This is a genomic window from Pseudomonas sp. G34, assembly GCF_031119625.1.
Taxonomy (GTDB): Bacteria; Pseudomonadota; Gammaproteobacteria; order Pseudomonadales; family Pseudomonadaceae; genus Aquipseudomonas.
In genome coordinates this window covers 136,332-154,817 of record NZ_JAVHZV010000023.1, presented here as the reverse complement: position 1 = coordinate 154,817, position 18,486 = coordinate 136,332, and the positions used below count along the sequence as shown (strand labels likewise).

The 18,486-nt window shown below is 65.5% G+C and carries 11 protein-coding genes; 5 read left to right on the top strand and 6 right to left on the bottom strand.

Annotated features, from left to right (window positions below; all coding sequences use genetic code 11):
• Window positions 1–58: 58 nt before the first annotated feature.
• Together QYS36_RS15190 and QYS36_RS15185 are read left to right on the top strand one after the other, a co-directional pair.
• The gene (locus QYS36_RS15190) at window positions 59–1,033 is read left to right on the top strand and encodes an ABC transporter ATP-binding protein (protein ID WP_308840274.1); all 975 of its coding nucleotides are present in this window, start codon (window positions 59–61) and stop codon (window positions 1,031–1,033) included.
• On the top strand, window positions 1,033–2,001 hold the full coding sequence (locus QYS36_RS15185; protein WP_111460923.1) for a peptide ABC transporter ATP-binding protein: 969 nt from the start codon (window positions 1,033–1,035) through the stop codon (window positions 1,999–2,001). The genes QYS36_RS15190 and QYS36_RS15185 overlap by 1 nt, the downstream gene beginning before the upstream one ends.
• Window positions 2,002–2,279: 278 nt before the next feature.
• Here the strand turns inward: QYS36_RS15185 and QYS36_RS15180 are convergent, their stop codons facing one another.
• From QYS36_RS15180 to ettA, 4 genes are all read right to left on the bottom strand, one after another.
• Window positions 2,280–4,802, bottom strand: coding sequence for a sulfite reductase flavoprotein subunit alpha (locus QYS36_RS15180; protein WP_308840273.1), 2,523 nt, complete (start codon window positions 4,800–4,802; stop codon window positions 2,280–2,282).
• Window positions 4,803–5,049: 247 nt separating this feature from the next.
• Window positions 5,050–5,514, bottom strand: a complete 465-nt coding sequence (locus tag QYS36_RS15175; RefSeq protein WP_308840272.1) for a hypothetical protein — start codon at window positions 5,512–5,514, stop codon at window positions 5,050–5,052.
• A 171-nt stretch (window positions 5,515–5,685) separates the two neighbouring features.
• Complete coding sequence (gene gdhA, locus QYS36_RS15170) at window positions 5,686–7,020, bottom strand: NADP-specific glutamate dehydrogenase (RefSeq protein ID WP_308840271.1); 1,335 nt, start codon at window positions 7,018–7,020, stop codon at window positions 5,686–5,688.
• Window positions 7,021–7,689: 669 nt separating this feature from the next.
• Window positions 7,690–9,354 (bottom strand): energy-dependent translational throttle protein EttA, encoded by a 1,665-nt coding sequence (gene ettA / locus QYS36_RS15165; RefSeq protein WP_308840270.1) that lies wholly within the window; start codon window positions 9,352–9,354, stop codon window positions 7,690–7,692.
• Between the two features lie 380 nt (window positions 9,355–9,734).
• On the opposite strand from ettA, the gene QYS36_RS15160 reads away from it, so the two are divergent.
• The gene (locus QYS36_RS15160; protein ID WP_308840269.1) at window positions 9,735–13,898 is read left to right on the top strand and encodes an EAL domain-containing protein; all 4,164 of its coding nucleotides are present in this window, start codon (window positions 9,735–9,737) and stop codon (window positions 13,896–13,898) included.
• A 155-nt stretch (window positions 13,899–14,053) separates the two neighbouring features.
• A complete protein-coding gene (gene glyA, locus QYS36_RS15155; protein ID WP_308840268.1) occupies window positions 14,054–15,307 on the top strand; it encodes a serine hydroxymethyltransferase in 1,254 nt (417 codons plus the stop codon).
• A gap of 183 nt (window positions 15,308–15,490) precedes the next feature.
• Here the strand turns inward: glyA and QYS36_RS15150 are convergent, their stop codons facing one another.
• A complete protein-coding gene (locus QYS36_RS15150) occupies window positions 15,491–15,850 on the bottom strand; it encodes a hypothetical protein (RefSeq protein ID WP_308840267.1) in 360 nt (119 codons plus the stop codon).
• A gap of 215 nt (window positions 15,851–16,065) precedes the next feature.
• Here QYS36_RS15150 and QYS36_RS15145 point away from each other — a divergent pair, with 215 nt between their 5' ends.
• Entirely contained in the window at window positions 16,066–17,697 is a 1,632-nt protein-coding gene (locus QYS36_RS15145; protein WP_308840266.1) for a hybrid sensor histidine kinase/response regulator, read from the top strand.
• Here the strand turns inward: QYS36_RS15145 and QYS36_RS15140 are convergent.
• Window positions 17,694–18,347, bottom strand: coding sequence for a response regulator transcription factor (locus QYS36_RS15140; RefSeq protein WP_308840265.1), 654 nt, complete (start codon window positions 18,345–18,347; stop codon window positions 17,694–17,696). The two genes, QYS36_RS15145 and QYS36_RS15140, sit on opposite strands and share 4 nt — an antisense overlap.
• Window positions 18,348–18,486 lie beyond the last annotated feature (139 nt).

Below are 18,486 nucleotides of genomic sequence, written 5' to 3'. Positions count from 1 at the left end.
CCGCCATGAACTTTTTCTGCACCACGGCCGCCCCCTGCCATTCGATGGAGGCCACCCGATGAGCCTGCTGGAAATCAACAACCTGAGCGTGCGCTTCGGCGACGCCAACGCCGTGCCGGTGGTCGATGGCCTCGACCTGAAAGTCGACAAGGGCGAAGTGCTGGCCATCGTCGGCGAGTCCGGCTCTGGCAAGTCGGTGACCATGATGGCGCTGATGGGCCTGATCGACTCGCCCGGCATCGTGCGCGCCGACCGGCTGGTCTTCGACGGCACCGACATGCTGAAACTCAAAGGCCGCCAGCGTCGCCACATCGTCGGCAAGGATTTGTCGATGATCTTCCAGGACCCGATGACGGCCCTGAACCCCAGCTTCACCGTCGGCTTCCAGATCGAGGAAGTGCTGCGCCAGCACCTCGGCCTCAAGGGCAAGGCGGCGCGCCAGCGCGCCCTGCAATTGCTCGAGCGGGTGGAGATTCCCGGCGCCGCGAGCCGCCTCGATGCCTTCCCGCACCAGCTGTCCGGCGGCATGAGCCAGCGCGTGGCGATCGCCATGGCGATTGCCGCCGAGCCCAAGCTGCTGATCGCCGACGAACCCACCACCGCGCTGGACGTGACCATCCAGGCGCAGATCATGGAGCTGCTGCTCGACCTGCAGCGCGAGCAGAACATGGGCCTGGTGCTGATCACCCACGACCTGGCCGTGGTCGCCGAAACCGCCAATCGGGTCTGCGTGATGTATGCAGGGCAAGCGGTGGAGCTGGGCCAGGTACCGGCGCTGTTCGACGCACCGACTCACCCGTACACCGAGGCGCTGATCAAGGCGATTCCCGAGCACAGCCTGGGCGCCACGCGCCTGTCGACGTTGCCCGGCATCGTCCCCGGCCGCTATGACCGGCCCCACGGCTGCCTGCTGTCGCCGCGCTGCCCCTACGTGCAGCCCAAGTGCCGCGAGCAACGTCCGGCCCTGGAATCCCACGAGCGCGGCGCGGTGCGCTGCTATTTCCCACTCAATCTGAATGCCGAGGTGGCGTGATGACGACTGTCCTGACCGCACGCCAACTGACGCGCCACTACTCAGTGTCACAGGGCCTGTTCAAGCCCAGCGCCACGGTGCAGGCGCTCAATGGTGTGTCCTTCGAATTGCAGGCTGGCAAGACCCTGGCCGTGGTCGGTGAATCCGGCTGCGGCAAATCCACCCTGGCGCGTGCGCTGACCCTGATCGAAGAACCTTCTTCGGGCTCGCTGCAGATCGCCGGCCAGGAAGTCAACGGCGCCAACGCACAGACGCGCAAGCAACTGCGCCGCGACGTGCAGATGGTCTTTCAGAACCCCTACGCCTCGCTCAACCCGCGGCAGAAGATCGGTGATCAACTGGCCGAGCCGCTGCTCATCAACACCAGCCTGTCGCGTGCCGAACGCCGCGAGAAGGTGCAGGCGATGATGAGCCAGGTCGGCCTGCGCCCCGAGCATTACCAGCGCTACCCGCACATGTTCTCCGGCGGCCAGCGCCAGCGTATCGCCCTGGCCCGCGCCATGATGCTCACCCCCAAGGTGCTGGTGGCCGACGAGCCGACCTCGGCGCTGGACGTGTCGATCCAGGCCCAGGTGCTCAACCTGTTCATGGACCTGCAGGAAGAGTTCAAGACCGGCTACGTGTTCATCTCCCACAACCTCTCGGTGGTGCGCCACGTCGCCGATGACGTGCTGGTGATGTACCTCGGCCGCCCGGCGGAGATCGGCCCCAGCGAACGCATCTACGAGCGCCCGCTGCACCCGTACACCAAGGCGCTGCTGTCGGCCACGCCGACCATTCACCCGGACCCGAGCAAGCCGAAGATCAAGATCGTCGGCGAGCTACCCAACCCGCTGAACCCGCCCTCCGGCTGCGCCTTCCACAAGCGCTGCCCGTACGCCACCGAACGCTGCCAGACCGAGCTGCCACTGCTGCGCCCGCTCGACGGCCGTGAAGTGGCCTGCCACCACGCCGAGCAGTTTCTCTGACTGCCCGCCGGGCGCAGCTTCACGCTGCGCCCGGTGCACCAAGAGCCTGTTCACGATCGTCCTGCCGGGCTTTATCTATTTTGGCGGCGACGTGGCGGGAGCGGCCGGTCGTTCCCGCAGGATGGGCTGGTGATTATCTGTGGGAGCGGGCCATGCCCGCGAAAAAATCACGGGCATGGACTGGGCGTCCCCGCCCGTTCCCACAGGTAAAGCAACGATGTCCGCTTCTGCCTCGAAGTTTCCCACAGGCCTGCCCAGAAAGATCGCGAGCAAGGATCTCAATAAACATCCCGCCGATACCGCCCCTGCTCCACCAGCCCCTCGACAACGGCGTCACCCAGCACCTCTCGCAGCACCTGATCCACCCCCGCCGCCATGCCCTGCAGGCTGCCGCACACATAAACCGCAGCACCATCCTCGATCCACGCGCGCAGTTCATCAGCCGCCTCGCGCAAGCGATCCTGCACGTAGCGACGCCGTGCCTGATCGCGGGAGAAGGCCAGGTCTAGGCGTTGCAGTTGGTAGCCGGCCAGCCAGGCCTGCAGCTCGTCTCGGCAGTAGAAGTCGTGCTCGGCGTTGCGCTCGCCGAACAGCAGCCAGTTGCGCGCGTGACCGGCAGCGATGCGCGCTTTCAGCAGGCTGCGCAGGCCGGCGAGCCCGGTACCATTGCCGATCAGGATCATCGGCCGATCATCCTGCGGGGCATGGAAACCGCTGTTGCGCCGCACCCGCGCCAGCAGCTGCTCGCCGACCGGCAAGTGCGCGGTGAGCCAGCCCGAACCAGCGCCCAGCTCACCATTGGCCAGATACTGCTGGCGCACCATCAGCTCCAGCACGCCATCTTCAGGTAGCGAGGCAATCGAGTATTCGCGGCTGGGCAGCGGCACCAGCGCATCGAGCAGCGCCTGGGCGTGCAGGCCGACCAGGTGACTGGCGCTGTACGGCAACTGGCGAGCGGCCAGCGCCTCGCCAAGGGTATGGCCGAGCGGCTCGATGACCACGGATTGCAGCGCCTGCAGACCGTGCTCCTGCAGCCAGCGTTGCACCTGCGCCGCGCCATTGCGCGGGAGGATTTCCAGAATGTCGCCGGCCTGCCACTGCGCCTCGGCCGGCGGCTGCAGGCCAACCAGCCAGGTGCTCTGGCCCTGGCTGCCAGGGTTCAGGCAGGTCCGTTCACGCAGTACCCAGCCATCGAACGGCGCCTGCTGCACGGCAAGCGGCTGCGCCCCCGTCAGCTCGGCCACCTGCCGCTGCCAAGCCTGCAACGCGTGCTGATCATCGCCGTCCACCTCGATACGCTCGCCAAGGCGCTGGGCGCCACGAGCGGCCAGCCAAGCGTCGACACGGCGGGCGAAGCCGCAGAACTGTGCGTACTGGCGATCCCCAAGGGCCAGCACGGCGTAACGCAGGCCGGGCAGTGCCAAGGTTGCCGCCAGCCACTGGCGCTCGACACCGCGCGCGCTGTCCGGCGCCTCACCGTCGCCAAAGGTGCTGAGTACCAGCAGCGCACGGGGCGTGGCGCTGAGTTTGGCGGTATCGATGCGCGCCAGCGGCTGCACCTCCACCGCCATGCCGGCGGCCTGCAACTGCCCGGCGGTCTGCCAGGCCAGCTGTTCGGCGAAGCCACTCTGGCTGGCAAAGCCGACCAGCCAGGGCTCACCGCCTTCGCCACCGCCAAGCGCATGCCGAGCCGCAAGCGCTGCACGCTTCTTGCGACGGCGATCCAGGTACAGCAGCAGGCCGGTGATAAAGAACAACGGCATCAACAGGCTGGCAGCCATCATCAGGAGGCGCCCGGGCATGCCGAAATACTCGCCGGTATGCAGGGCGTAGACGCTGGCCAGCAGCTGCGCCTTGAATGACTTGTCGGCGTAACGCTCGACCTGCTTGGCTTCGCCCGTAAGCGGGTCGAGCTGCATCTGGTTGAAGGCGCGCGAGTGCTCGGCATCGCGCAGCATGAAGAACACCCGCGCCGGCTGGCCGGCCGCATTGGGCAGCTGCAGGCTGTAGGCGCTGAGCGTGTCGCCCGCCGTGCGCTGGATGCCCTGCCAGAGGTTGGCGTAGTCCACCGCCGGCATGGGCTGGCCGTGCACAGGCGGGCCGCGCCGACCACGCCCTTCGGCGGCCGCACGCGGCGCATCGCTGAGCAGGCTTTCCAGCCCGCTGCGGTACCAGTCATAGGACCAGTAGAGGCCGGTCAGCGCCGCGCACAGGTACAGCGGCAGGCACCAGGTACCGACCACCGCGTGCAGATCCCAGTTGAACGCGCGGCCCTTCTTGGCCCAGTCGAAGGTCAGCCAGGCGCGCCAGCTCCACAGCTTGCGTGGCCAGCGCAGGTAGAGCCCCGACAGGCAGAAGAACACCAGGGCGATGGTGCAGGCGCCAGTGATCTGCCGGCCGCTCTGCCCCATGGCCAGGAAACGATGCAGCTGCAGCATCAGGCCGAAGAACTGCAGGCCCCGCGGATCCTCGAACAGCTCGGCGGTGTAAGGGTCGACGAAGCGCACGCCGCCACGTCGTTCACCGGGCGGCGGGGTCAGGAACACCCGCGTCGGCTGGCCGCCTTCGGTGTCGACATACAGGCCGGATACGCTGAGGCCCCCGGCCTGCAAGCGCTCGACCAGCTCGCCTGGCGGCAGCACGTCGCCTGGCTGCGCGGTCACCGTCATCTCAGGATTGATCACCAGCAGGATCTCTTCCTGAAAGCTGTACAGCGCACCGGTCACGCCCATCAGGGCCAGCACCAGCCCGGCGCTGATGCCGAAAAACCAGTGCAGTTGGAACAAGGCTTTCTTGAACACCGCAATCGACTCTGAGACTAGATGCCGCGAACGAGGGAACCGGCTGCCGGCCTGCGCATGTCTCGAGCCTGGCAATCAGGCAGGCAAATCCCCCATGGCCGAAAAGCGGCAGGCAGGACTTGGCGAAAACGAGGCAGGCAAAGGCAACCGTGCCGGAGGGGCGCGAGTCTATTCGATAACGATTGTCATGTACTAGGAATTCGCATCTTTACCAATGTAAAGATGCGCGCGGAGCAACGGCATGCGCTCAGCGCAAACGCCGAACCTCGAACGGCCTGGCCAGCACGAACAGGTCGCGGGCGATGCTTTCCGGGTACTGGTCCAGCGCCGGCGCAGCCGGCAGGTACAGCGCCACGGCATCCAAGGTCGACAGCGAGAACTCCAGCTCCATGCCGCAGGATTGGAACAGATGGAGCACCGCCTCGACTTCCGCCACACAGCTGCAGTTGACCCGGCGATCGGCGTAGAAGGCATTGAGCTGGTCGCAGACCTTCTCGGCGGCCAGGCCGGTAGCCTCTGCCTCGAGCAGCGACAGGCCGAGGGCTTCTTCGCACCTCGCGTCCAGCGCAACCAGGCCAGCAGCCGGTTTGATGATGGCGGACATGCTCGAGCCCGGCACTGCCGCACCGATCTCGATGGGAAACGGCCCCTGCACGCTCTGGTAGAAGCGAACGGCCATGGCGCCTTCGAGCATTCCCGGGATCTGTTTCATGACACCACTCTCATCACTCGCTCAACGAACGCGGCGCCATCCTGCGCCACAACGGGAGGGCATTGTCGGCGCCTAGTGTTTAAGCGATGTGACAGTGGCAATACCTTGCGACCAGCTATTCGCAATACGGCACGGCAGCGCAGCCGGATTGCCCGGCTGCGCCCATGACGATCAGACCACGCCCTGGGCCAGCATGGCGTCGGCCACCTTGACGAAGCCGGCGATGTTGGCGCCCTTGACGTAATTGATGCTGCCGTTTTGCTCGCCATGGCGCACGCAGGCATTGTGGATGGACTGCATGATGCCGTGCAGCTTCTCGTCCACCTCGCCTTCGCTCCAGTGCAGGCGCATGGCGTTCTGCGACATCTCCAGGCCGCTGACCGCCACGCCGCCGGCGTTGGACGCCTTGCCTGGGGCGAACAGGGTGCCGTGCTCGATGAACAGGTCCACCGCGTCCAGGGTGGTCGGCATGTTGGCGCCCTCGGCCACACACACGCAGCCATTGCTCAGCAGCGCGCGGGCGTCGTCCAGGTTCAGCTCATTCTGGGTGGCGCACGGCAGCGCGATATCACAGGCCAGGCCCCACGGCCGTTGTTCGGCCTGGAAGCGCAACGCGCCACCGTCCAGCTCGCGCAGGCGGCCGCGCTTGTGGTTTTTCAACTCCATCACGTCCTGCCAATGCTGCTCGCTGAAGCCCTCCTGCACAGACAGCGTGCCTTCGGAGTCGGAGAAGGAAATCACCTTGCCGCCCAGATCCATGACCTTGCGCGCCGCATATTGCGCCACGTTGCCGGAGCCGGAGATGGCCACGCGCTGGCCGTCGAAGTTGCGCCCGCAGGTCTTGAGCATTTCCTCGGCGAAATACACGCAGCCATAGCCGGTGGCTTCCGGGCGAATCAGGCTGCCGCCATAGGAAAGGCCCTTGCCGGTCAGCACCGAAGAGAACTCGTTGGCCAGGCGCTTGTACTGGCCGAACATATAGCCGATCTCGCGACCACCCACGCCGATATCACCGGCCGGCACGTCGAGGTTGGCACCGATATGCCGGTACAGCTCGGTCATGAACGACTGACAGAAGCGCATCACCTCGGCGTCGCTCTTGCCCTTGGGATCGAAGTCCGCACCGCCCTTGCCGCCGCCCATGGGCAGCGAAGTCAGGGAGTTCTTCAGGGTCTGCTCGAAGGCCAGGAACTTGAGCACACCGAGATTCACGGACGGGTGAAAACGTAGGCCGCCTTTATAGGGGCCAATGGCGCTGTTCATCTGAATGCGGAAACCGCGGTTGACCTGCACCTTGCCCGCATCATCGACCCACGGCACACGAAACAGCACCGTACGCTCCGGCTCGACCAGACGCTCGACGATGCCCGCCTCCAGATAGCGAGGGTTGGCCTGCAGGAACGGCCACAAACTGCGCAGCACTTCCTCCACCGCCTGCTGGAATTCTGGTTGGTGCGGATCGCGTTGTTTCAGGCCTTCGAGGAAATGGTCGACGGACGTGCTCATGGCAGGCTCCCTGGCGTCTTGCTGCGCCGCGCAATGAAAAGTGGCGGGACTCTAGCAAGAACGCCATGCGCTTAAAAAGGGCAAAATGACGCCTTTATGAAACTTTTTGGTGCTTTGTTATAAATACACCCTGAAAAACAGCGCCTTTTAGCCAGCCTGACAGCGCACCAAGCCAGCCTCCCTGCGCACCAAAACAATCACCCGCCCCGCACGGCTTGCCAGCTCAAGCCAAACCGCGCCAGGTACTTGCGTTCGATTTTGCGGGGCTGGCGGCGCCCCTACCTGGGGCGGGCGACATGTAGGATGGGCGCCAGCCCATCAAATGGCCACAGCGCGCAAGGTGGATGGGTGTTTATCGTGGGAACGGGCCATGCCCGTTATTTTTCGCGGGCATGGCCTAGGCGTCCCCGCCCGCTCCCACAGGTACTGCACCGATCGGTGGATCGACGGCAAAAAGACAAGAGCGGACGTTCCCAGCGTAGGGTGGATGACGCTCTTTTCATCCACCATTGCGATTGCAGAGCGGTGGACGGATGAAGCGTCGTCCACCCTACAAATGTCCGCTACCGCCACATTACGGTCATCGAAATGGAGGCAAGTCGAAACCGCGCCAAGGAAACGCAGCCATAAAAAAACGGAGCCCTTGGGCTCCGTTTTCCACAACAGCGCTTACTGCGCCAGTTTCTTGTGCCGTACCCGGTGTGGCTGGGCGGCGGCGTCGCCGAGGCGTTTCTTGCGGTCGGCTTCGTACTCGGTGTAGTTGCCTTCGAAGAAGATCACGCCGTCGTCCTCGTAGGAGAGGATGTGGGTCGCCACGCGGTCCAGGAACCAGCGATCGTGAGAGATCACGATGGCGGCGCCCGGGAAGTCCAGCAGTGCGTCTTCCAGCGAACGCAGGGTTTCCACGTCGAGGTCGTTGGACGGTTCGTCGAGCAGCAGGACGTTGGCGCCCTCCTTCAGGGTCAGGGCCAGGTGCAAGCGGCCACGCTCACCACCGGAGAGGTCCTTGACGAACTTCTGCTGGTCGGCGCCCTTGAAGTTGAAGCGGCCCACGTAACCGCGGGACGGAACTTCGTAGTTGCCGATCTTGATCATGTCCAGGCCATCGGACACCGCTTCCCAGACCGTCTTGCTGCCGTCCAGGTCGTCACGGCTCTGGTCCACGCAAGCCAGCTGCACGGTGTCGCCGATCTCGATGCTGCCCGAATCCGGCTGTTCCTTGCCCATCAGCATGCGGAACAGGGTCGACTTACCGGCACCGTTACCGCCGATCACGCCGACGATGGCGCCCTTCGGCACGCTGAACGACAGGTCTTCGACCAGTACGCGGTCGCCGTAGCCCTTGGTGACGTTCTTGAACTCGATGACCTTGTCGCCCAGGCGCGGCCCGGCCGGGATGTAAATCTCGTTGGTCTCGGCGCGTTTCTGGAATTCCTGGGACTGCATTTCCTCGAAACGCTGCAGACGAGCCTTGGATTTCGACTGGCGGGCCTTGGCGCCTTTGCGCACCCACTCCAGTTCTTCCTTCATGGCCTTTTCATGGGCCGACTGCTGCTTGGACTCCTGGGCCAGACGGTCGGATTTCGCCTCCAGCCAGCCGGAGTAGTTGCCTTCGTACGGGATGCCCGCGCCGCGGTCGAGTTCGAGAATCCAGCCGGCGACGTTGTCCAGGAAGTAACGGTCGTGGGTAATGGCCACCACGGTGCCCGGGAAGTCGTGCAGGAAGCGCTCCAGCCAGGCCACCGAGTCGGCATCCAGGTGGTTGGTCGGCTCGTCGAGCAGCAGCATGTCGGGCGCCGACAGCAGCAGGCGGCACAGCGCCACGCGGCGCTTCTCGCCACCGGACAGGTGCTCGACCTTGGCCTCCCATGGCGGCAAGCGCAGGGCGTCGGCAGCCACTTCCAGCTGGCGCTCCAGGTTGTGGCCATCGCTGGCCTGCAGGATGGCTTCCAGCTTGGCCTGTTCGGCGGCCAGCTTGTCGAAGTCGGCATCCGGCTCGGCGTAGGCGGCGTAGACTTCGTCCAGGCGCGCCTGGGCGTCCTTGACCACGCTGACCGCTTCCTCGACCACTTCACGTACGGTCTTGTTCGGGTCCAGCTTCGGCTCTTGCGGCAGGTAGCCGACGTTGATGTCCGGCATCGGCCGGGCTTCGCCGTCGAATTCCTTGTCCACGCCGGCCATGATGCGCAGCAGGGTCGATTTACCGGCACCGTTGAGGCCCAGCACGCCGATCTTGGCGCCTGGGAAGAACGACAGCGAAATGTTCTTGAGGATCTCGCGCTTCGGCGGCACGACCTTGCTCAGCCGATGCATGGTGTAGACGTATTGAGCCAAAATTCAGACCTCACTAATAAATGGCGACGATGGCGCGCACCCTATGCCAAGACGCCGCGGCAAGCAAACGCAGAAATGTCGCGCCGGGGAGCGAGCCAGGCCGTGCAGGCGGCACCTCTATCAAGAAGACGAGCCGTACGGCGGTGACCGGGCATTTTCGGCGATCTGCGCCAAACTAGGAAGAGTAGCAAGTGTGCGACATTCGTCGCCTGGGCTGGCACTTCGCCATATTTATGGCATGCTAGCCGCCCCGGGAAGCGGACGCCCCTGAACACCCTTATCGCAGCACCACCTGCCTACTCGACCCCGCCGTTGCAGGACGTCATCACGTGTCAGCCGACGAAACCATTCGCCCTCAACGCGATACCACGATCACGCCGATGCGCCGATCCCTCAAGGGCACGCTGATCGTGCTGGTGCTCGGCCTGATGGTGCTGCTGCTCTGGCAACTGCAGTTCGAATTTCGCCAGCTCAAGGACAACCAGCGCGCACTCAACCTGGCGGTCAGCGAGCAACTGGCCAAGCAGCTGAGCCTGAGCATGACCTCGATGGCCGGTGCCGGGTGCGCGGTTCTCTACGCCACCGAAGAATCCTCCCTGGCCGCGCAGCATGAGCGCTACCTGGACAACCTGCGCGTGGTGTTTCCCAGCCTGCAAAGCCTGACGCGCCTGGACGCCAGCGGCCAGCCACTGCCGGGAAGCACGCTGCCGCCCGCCGAGCGCCAGGCGCTCAGCGAACTGGTCGCCCGCGGCGGCGGCCGGCACTACTACTATGCCTTCGACCCGCACGACGAAGGGCGCCTCTTCCTGCTGCTGCACATCGAACAAGGCAACTGGGCGTTGCAGCTGCGTGCCGATGCCCTCAACGACTGGCTGCTCAAGGCGCCGCAGGAAAATGTGTCCTGGTTTCTGGAAGACACCATCAGCCAACGGGTAATCGCCGATTCGCGTGGTTTCATCGCCCGCCAGGACAGTTACCCCGCGGTCACGGCGGCCAACCAGGCGCAGACCATCCTGCTGCAGGCGCTGCCCGGTTCCGACTGGCAGCTGCGCGCGATGCTGGACGACAGCAAGGTACAGGCCCAGGTGCTGCCGGAGATGCTCGGCAAGGTTCTGCTGTTCACCCTGTGCAGCCTGCTCACCCTGTTCGCGCTGTATCGCCTGGTGCGCGAACAAGGCCAACTGCACGCGCTCAACGCCGCCTCGCGGCGCTCGCTGCAGCAGGCCGCCAGCGCCCTGGGCGCCATCGAGGAGCGGGTACTGGTCACCGACGCCAGCGGCCGGCTGACCTACCTCAACCCCCAGGCCGAGGCGATGTTCGGCCTCAACACCCGGCACGCGCGCCAGTGGCACCTGCTCGAGCTGTTGCCGCGCCTCGATCCGTTGCTGCTGCATGCCACCGCCTTCCACAGCGATCAGGGCCCCGACGTGGTGGAAATCTCCCAGCACGGCCAGCGCCGCCTGTTCACCATCAGCCGCAGCGACCTCGGTGATGCCGAGCGCCAGCAGGGGTTCGTCTGGGTGCTGCGCGACGTGACCGAGCAGCAGCAGGCCACCCGTGTGCTGCAGGAAACCCGCCGCCGCTACCAGGACATCTTCGATGGCACCGGCACCGCCCTGTGCGTGCTCGACCTCGCCGGGCTCTACCACTTCCTGCGCGAGCAGGGCCTCAACAGCGGCGCCGAACTGAAACCCTGGCTGGAGGCCCATCCGCAGCGCCATGGCGAGCTGTTGCGCCACATGCGCTTCACCGAAACCAACCAGATCGCCCTGCGCCTGCTCGGCGTGAGCAGCACCGAGCAGGCCTGGGAACAGCTGATCAACCGCGGCGCGGTGCGTGCCGATGGTTTCCGCGCCCAGCTCAGCGCCGCGCTGCTCGACGGCGGCGGCCACCTGGAACTGGAAAGCCATATCGACGGCGCCAGTGGCATGGCCCGCCACCTGTGGCTGGTCATGCGCCTGCCGGAAAGCCCCGAGGATTTGCACGCGGTCGCCCTGAGCATCAGCGACATCACCAGCCGCAAGCGCATGGAGCTGTCGCTGGTCGAGCGTGAGCGCTTCTGGTCCGAGGTGGTGCGGGCGGTGCCGGACACCCTGTACGTCACCGACCTGCCCTCCCGCACGCTGCTGTTCAGCAACCACGACTTCGCCAGCCGCCTGGGTTACGACGACAGCGCGCTAAAGAGCAAGGGCGACGATTGGTGGAAGCTGATCGTCCACCCCGATGACCACGACCTGCACGAACGGGTGCGCAACCAGCAACGCGTGCTGGGCGATGGCGTGCTCCTCGAATCGCAGCTGCGCGTGCGCCACCGCGACGGTTCCTGGCACTGGTTCAGCATCACCGAGCAGGCCCTGGCGCGCGACGCCAATGGCTGGGTCAGCCGGCTGATCAGCGTGGCCAAGGACATCACCGGGCAGATCGCCCGCAACGAATCGCTGCGCGAGAACGAGCACCGCTACCGCATGCTCGCCGAGAGCATCAGCGACGTGATTTTCTCCACCGACAGCCAGCTCAACCTCAATTACGTCAGCCCTTCGGTGCAGACCGTACTGGGCTATTCGGCCTCATGGGTACAGGCCAACGGCTTTGGCAGCCTGGCCACCAACCCGCAACAGCTGGCCGTGGTATACGCCTTGCTCGAGCGCATCCGCGGCGCCCTCGGCATACAACAGCAGATGCACGAGCTGCGTGAGACCCTCACCCCTCAGGTGTTCATCCTCGACTTCCTGCGCGCCGATGGCCGCAAGGTTCCCGTCGAGCTGCGCCTGCTGCCGATGTGGGACGACAATGGCAAGTTCGAAGGCCTGCTCGGTGTGGGCCGCGACGTGACCCAGCAGCGCCGCGCCGAGAAGGACCTGCGCATGGCGGCCACGGTGTTCGAGCACTCCACCGCGGCGATCCTGGTTACCGACCCGGCGGGCTACATCGTGCAGGTCAACAATGCCTTCAGCCGGGTCAGCGGCTACAGCGCCGAACAGGTGCTCGACCAGTTGCCCGGCATGCTCACCGCCGACAGCCAGCAGAGCACCCACCTGCATTACGTGCTCAACCAGTTGCACCAGCGCGGCACCTGGGAAGGCGAGATCTGGCTCAAGCGCCGCGATGGCGAGAACTTCCCGGCGTGGGTCGGCATCACCGCCGTGCACGACGAGGAAGGCGACCTGGTCAGCTACGTGTGCTTCTTCAGCGACATCAGCGAGCGCAAGGCCAGCGAGCAACGCATCCATCGCCTGGCCTACTACGACGCCCTGACCCAGTTGCCCAACCGCACGCTGTTCCAGGACCGCCTGCACACCGCCCTGCAGCATGCCGAACGGCACCGCGAGTGGGTGGTGCTGATGTTCCTCGACCTCGACCGCTTCAAGCCCATCAACGACTCCCTGGGCCACGCCGCCGGCGACCGCATGCTCAAGGACGTGGCCGTGCGCCTGGCCGCCTGCGTGGGCGAGGACGATACCGTGGCGCGCATGGGCGGCGACGAATTCACCCTGCTGCTGCGCTCCAGCGCCAGCCGCGACGCCGCCCTGCACCGCGCCATCCACGTGGGCGAGCAGATTCTCGCCAGCCTGGCCCAGGCCTTCGTGCTCGAAGGTCGCGAGTTCTTCGTCACCGCCAGCATCGGTATCGCCCTCGGCCCGCAGGACGGCAACGAGCCGAGCCAGCTGATGAAGAACGCCGACACGGCGATGTACCACGCCAAGGAGCGCGGCAAGAACAACTTCCAGTTCTACCAGGCAGCCATGAACGCCAGCGCCCTGGAGCGCCTGGAGCTCGAGGGCGACCTGCGCCACGCGCTGGAACAGGGCGAATTCCTGCTCCATTACCAACCGCAGTTCTCCGGCAACGGCAAGCGCCTGACCGGGGTCGAGGCGCTGCTGCGCTGGCAGCATCCCAAGCGCGGCCTGGTGGCACCCGATGCGTTCATCCCGGTGCTCGAAGAACTCGGCCTGGTGGTACAGGTCGGCGACTGGGTGCTGGCCGAGGCCTGCCGGCAGATGAGCATCTGGCACCACAACAAGATCCGCGTGCCGAAGGTCTCGGTGAACCTCTCGGCCCGCCAGTTCAGCGACGGCGACCTGCGCCAGCGCATCGAACGCATCCTGATCGACAGCCGCATACCGGCGGCGTGCCTGGAGCTGGAGCTGACCGAGAGCATCCTCATGCAGGACGTCGGCGCCGCGCTGCAGACCCTCACCGACCTGAAGAACCTGGGCCTGTGCATCGCCATCGACGACTTCGGCACCGGCTACTCGTCGCTCAACTACCTCAAGCAGTTCCCCATCGACGTGCTGAAGATCGACCGCAGCTTCGTCGACGGCCTGCCCCAGGGCGAGCAGGACGGGCAGATCGCCCGCGCCATCATCGCCATGGCCCACAGCCTGAACATGTCGGTCATCGCCGAGGGCGTGGAGACCCAGGAGCAGCTCGACTTCCTGCGCACCCACGACTGCGACGAAGTGCAAGGCTATCTGCTGGGCCGGCCGATGCCCGCCCACCAGTTCGAGGCGCAATTCTGCGGGCGCAGCCTGTTCATGCTCTAGGGTCTGCCTGAAACGGCACCAGACCCTAGTGACAGGCGCCGCTGGGTGAGCGCCACTTGTCCCGGCCATGATCACGCTTCATATGCCTGGTCGGCGCGGATGCGGTAGAATCCGCCCCCTATTTCATCCGCCCAGCTGACTTTCAGGGGATTGCCATGTTCAGCCGTGATTTGACCATTGCCAAGTACGACGCCGAGCTCTTCGACGCCATGCAGCAAGAAGCTCTGCGCCAGGAAGAGCACATCGAGCTGATCGCCTCGGAAAACTACACCAGCCCAGCGGTGATGGAAGCCCAGGGTAGCGTGCTGACCAACAAGTACGCCGAAGGCTACCCGGGCAAGCGTTACTACGGTGGTTGCGAGCACGTCGACGTGGTCGAGCAGCTTGCCATAGACAGGGCCAAGGAGCTGTTCGGCGCCGACTATGCCAACGTCCAGCCGCATGCCGGTTCGCAAGCCAATGCCGCTGTCTACCTGGCCCTGCTGAGCGCCGGTGACACCATCCTGGGCATGAGCCTGGCCCACGGCGGTCACCTGACCCACGGCGCCAGCGTTTCCTCCTCCGGTAAGCTGTACAACGCCGTGCAGTACGGCATCGACGGCAACGGCCTGATCGATTACGACGAAGTCGAGCGCCTGGCCGTCGAGCACAAGCCGAAGATGATCGTGGCCGGCTTCAGCGCCTACTCCCAGGTGCTGGACTTCCCGCGCTTCCGCGCCATCGCCGACAAGGTCGGTGCTTACCTGTTCGTCGACATGGCCCACGTGGCCGGCCTGGTGGCCGCTGGCGTGTACCCGAACCCGGTGCCGTTCGCCGACGTGGTCACCACCACCACCCACAAGACCCTGCGTGGCCCGCGCGGCGGCCTGATTCTCGCCAAGGCCAACGCCGAGATCGAGAAGAAGCTCAACTCCGCGGTATTCCCGGGCGCCCAGGGCGGCCCACTGGAGCACGTCATCGCCGCCAAGGCGATCTGCTTCAAGGAAGCGCTGCAGCCCGAGTTCAAGACCTACCAGCAGCAGGTCGTGAAAAACGCCAAGGCCATGGCCAGCGTGTTCATCGAGCGCGGCTTCGACGTGGTCTCCGGCGGCACCGAGAACCACCTGTTCCTGCTCTCGCTGATCAAGCAGGACATCTCCGGTAAGGACGCTGACGCCGCACTGGGCAAAGCCTTCATCACCGTCAACAAGAACTCGGTACCGAACGACCCGCGTTCACCGTTCGTGACCTCGGGCCTGCGCTTCGGCACCCCGGCCGTGACCACCCGCGGTTTCAAGGAAGCCGAGTGCCGCGAACTGGCTGGCTGGATCTGCGACATCCTCGCCGACCTGAACAACGACGCGGTGATCGACGCCGTGCGCGAGAAGGTCAAGGCCATCTGCGCCAAGCTGCCGGTGTACGGTAAGTAAGCCACCGCGCTGCAAACCAAGAGCCCGGCTGATGCCGGGCTTTTTTATGCCTGCCGTCCCGTTCCGAGCACGCCCGCGAACAGCAGGCACATACAGCTGCCGCAAACGAAAAAACCGCGCAAGGGCGCGGTTTTTTCGGCGGGTCTTTCAGGTGGGGATCATGCGGCTATGCCGCCGCTTCGATCACCGCGCTGCAGCGGCGGGTGCGGCAGCTGCCGTGCACGGTGCACTGGCGCCCAGGCCGGCGGTCATGCTCTCGACGTTGTTGAGCACATCGTTACCCTGGTTGACCTTCTGGGCCTTCTCCGCCGCTTCCATGCGCTGCGCGTAGGTGGTCGAATTCCCCTGGAAGCTCTGCTGGGTTTCCAGCACCGAGTTGGCAATGCTCAGCAGGCTGCGGCCCGTGGAGATCAGGTTGTCGGAGGTGCTTGGCGTGCACGGGGCGGCGCCATTGGCGGCTACCTGGGAGCTGTGCAAGCCCTGGCTTTGCGTGTTCTGCGGCAGACAGCCGACAAGGCTGACCAGTACCGGTGCCACAAGCATAGCCCCAAGCGTTCCTTTGATACCCATGTCAGTTCCCTCGGTCACTGGGCTCCGGCCCGGTGCCGAAGCGATGTCGGGGATTCTAGAAAGCGTGCCGGCCTGGCGAAATAGTACGGATGTGCTAAAGGCACTTTACCCCCCACCCACGCCTTGCACCGCCAAGCGGCGGCGGCCTATGGTGAGTGGATATCCGCAGCAGCGCACCGGGAACCGTCATGCTGGCCACCGCTTCTCCGCAATACGACGTCGAACGCGCCCAGGCGGTGGTACGCCTGGTCATCGCGCCCATAGCGCTCGGCTACACCCTGCTGATGCATCTGCGCTCGGCCATCGACAACGTCCTGGCCGGCTCGATTCTGCTGCTCGGGGCGCTGTTCATGACCGCCTCCCTGGCCCTGTGGATCGATATCCGCCGGCGCCCCGGGCACTATCCGGTGCGCCGCGTGCTGACCATGCTGGGCGACTACACCTGTATCACCGTGGCCATCGCCTTTGGCGGCGAGCCGATGCTGCCGATCTACGCCATCCTGATCTGGGTGACGGTGGGCTACGGCCTGCGCTACGGCTCCAGCTACCTGCTGGTGGCGACCATTCTCGCCACCCTGTCGCTGCTGATCATCGCCGGCACCTCGGCCTACTGGCAGTCGCAGCCCTACCTGATCGTCACCATGCTGCTCACCACCCTGATGGTGCCGGCCTATATGCACGCCCTGCTCAAGCGCTCGCGCCTGGCCGCCGAGGCCGAGCAGGCCGCCAACCGTGCCAAGTCGCAGTTTCTCGCCCAGGCCAGCCACGACCTGCGCCAGCCCATCCACTCCATCAGCCTGTTCACCGCCTGCCTGCGCGACAGCAGCCTGGACGGCGAGCAGCACCGCCTGGTGGAGAATATCGACAAGTCCCTGAACAGCGTCGCCCGCCTGTTCCGCTCGATCCTCGACATGTACTCGCTGGACAGCGGCAAAGTGGTCGCGCACCTGGAACCGCTGCCGCTGCAGGGCCTGCTGCGCCAGTTGATCCAGCAGAACACCGAAGCGGCGCGCTGGGCTGGCGTGCAGATCCGCCTGCACTGCCCGGACGTGCATGTGCTCGCCGACCAGGGCCTGCTGACCACCATGCTGCAGAACCTGCTCTCCAACGCCCTCAAGTACGCCCCCGGCCAGCCCATGCTGATCGGCTGCCGGCGGCGTGGCACCAACCTGTCCATCGAGCTCTACGACAAGGGCCGCGGCATCGCCGAGGCGCACCTGGACAACATCTTCGAGGAGTTCTACCGGGTGCGCCAAGCCCGCGACAGCGACGTCGAAGGCATGGGCCTGGGGCTGACCATCGTGCGCCGCCTGGGCAAACTGATGAACCTGCAGGTGCGCATCCGCTCCGTGGAAGGCAAAGGCACCCTGGCCGCCATCGACGGCCTGCAACTGGCCAGCGCGCCCGCCGAGCAGGCGCCTGCGCAATCCGCCAGGCCCCAGGCGCCGAGCATGCTCAACGGCCTGCGCGTGTGCCTGATCGAGGATGACCAGAACGTGCTGCTGGCCACCGCCACCCTGCTGAAGAAATGGGGTTGCGTGGTCGACACCTACACCTCGCTGCCCGAGGTGGCGGCGGAGATCGACCTGGTGGTGACCGACTTCGACCTCGGCCTGGAAGCCTCCGGTGCCGACTGCATCGCCCATGTGCGCGCCCTCGCCGCCCGCCAGGTACCGGCCATCATCATGACCGGCCACGACGTGCGCCGCGTGCAGGAAGCGGTGGGCGACGAGCAGATTCCGATCCTTTCCAAGCCCGTGCAACCGGCCGAACTGCGCTCCCTGCTGGTAGCGCTGAAACTCAAGGCTCAGGCGGCCTAGCGTAGGCCGGCCTTGGCGCCCATGGCCGCTGCCGCGGCGCGGCTACTGACATCCAGCGTACGCATCAGCGCCGACACGTGGATGCGCACGGTAAAGGGCGAGATATCCAATTCGCGGGCGATTTCCTTGTTGGCCAGGCCGCGCACCAGCAGGCGCAGCACATCCTGCTGCCGCGGCGTCAGCTGCTCCAGCAAATGCCGCGCCTCGGCGAAGGCCGGCACGCCGGGTGGCCCCAGGGTCAGCACGAACTCCCCGTCACGCACCGCCCGCAACGCTTCGGCGATCTCGTCGGGCGGTGTGGCCTTGCCGATGAAGCCATCGGCCCCCGCCGCCATCACCTCGTCGATCAACTCGCGGTTGTCGACCATCGACACGATCACGATGGAGCTGCGCGTGAAGCGCTGACGCAAGCCGCCAATGGCCTGCGGTGATTGCCCGGGGAACAGCAGGTCGAGCATGAACAGGCTGGGCGGCGCACCGGCAGTGGCCAGGGCCAGCACCTCGTCCATATCGCCGGCCTCGAGAATGCAGGCATGGGGAAACACCCGCTGCGCGATGCGGCTAAGCCCCTCGCGGAAAACCGGGTGATCATCGGCCACGATGATGCGTTCCTGTGGGGAGCGGTCGGACAATGGAGCAATAGTGGTCATCGCGTCAGACTAAAGCCGAATGCCTGTCAGTACCAGCGTCTGGTTCACAGCACGTCCCAGCCAACATCCATGACCAGGCACTGCCTGCGCATGGGGCTTGGAACGGCCGTTGGCCTGATTCGGCGCCGCCCTGGCGCCA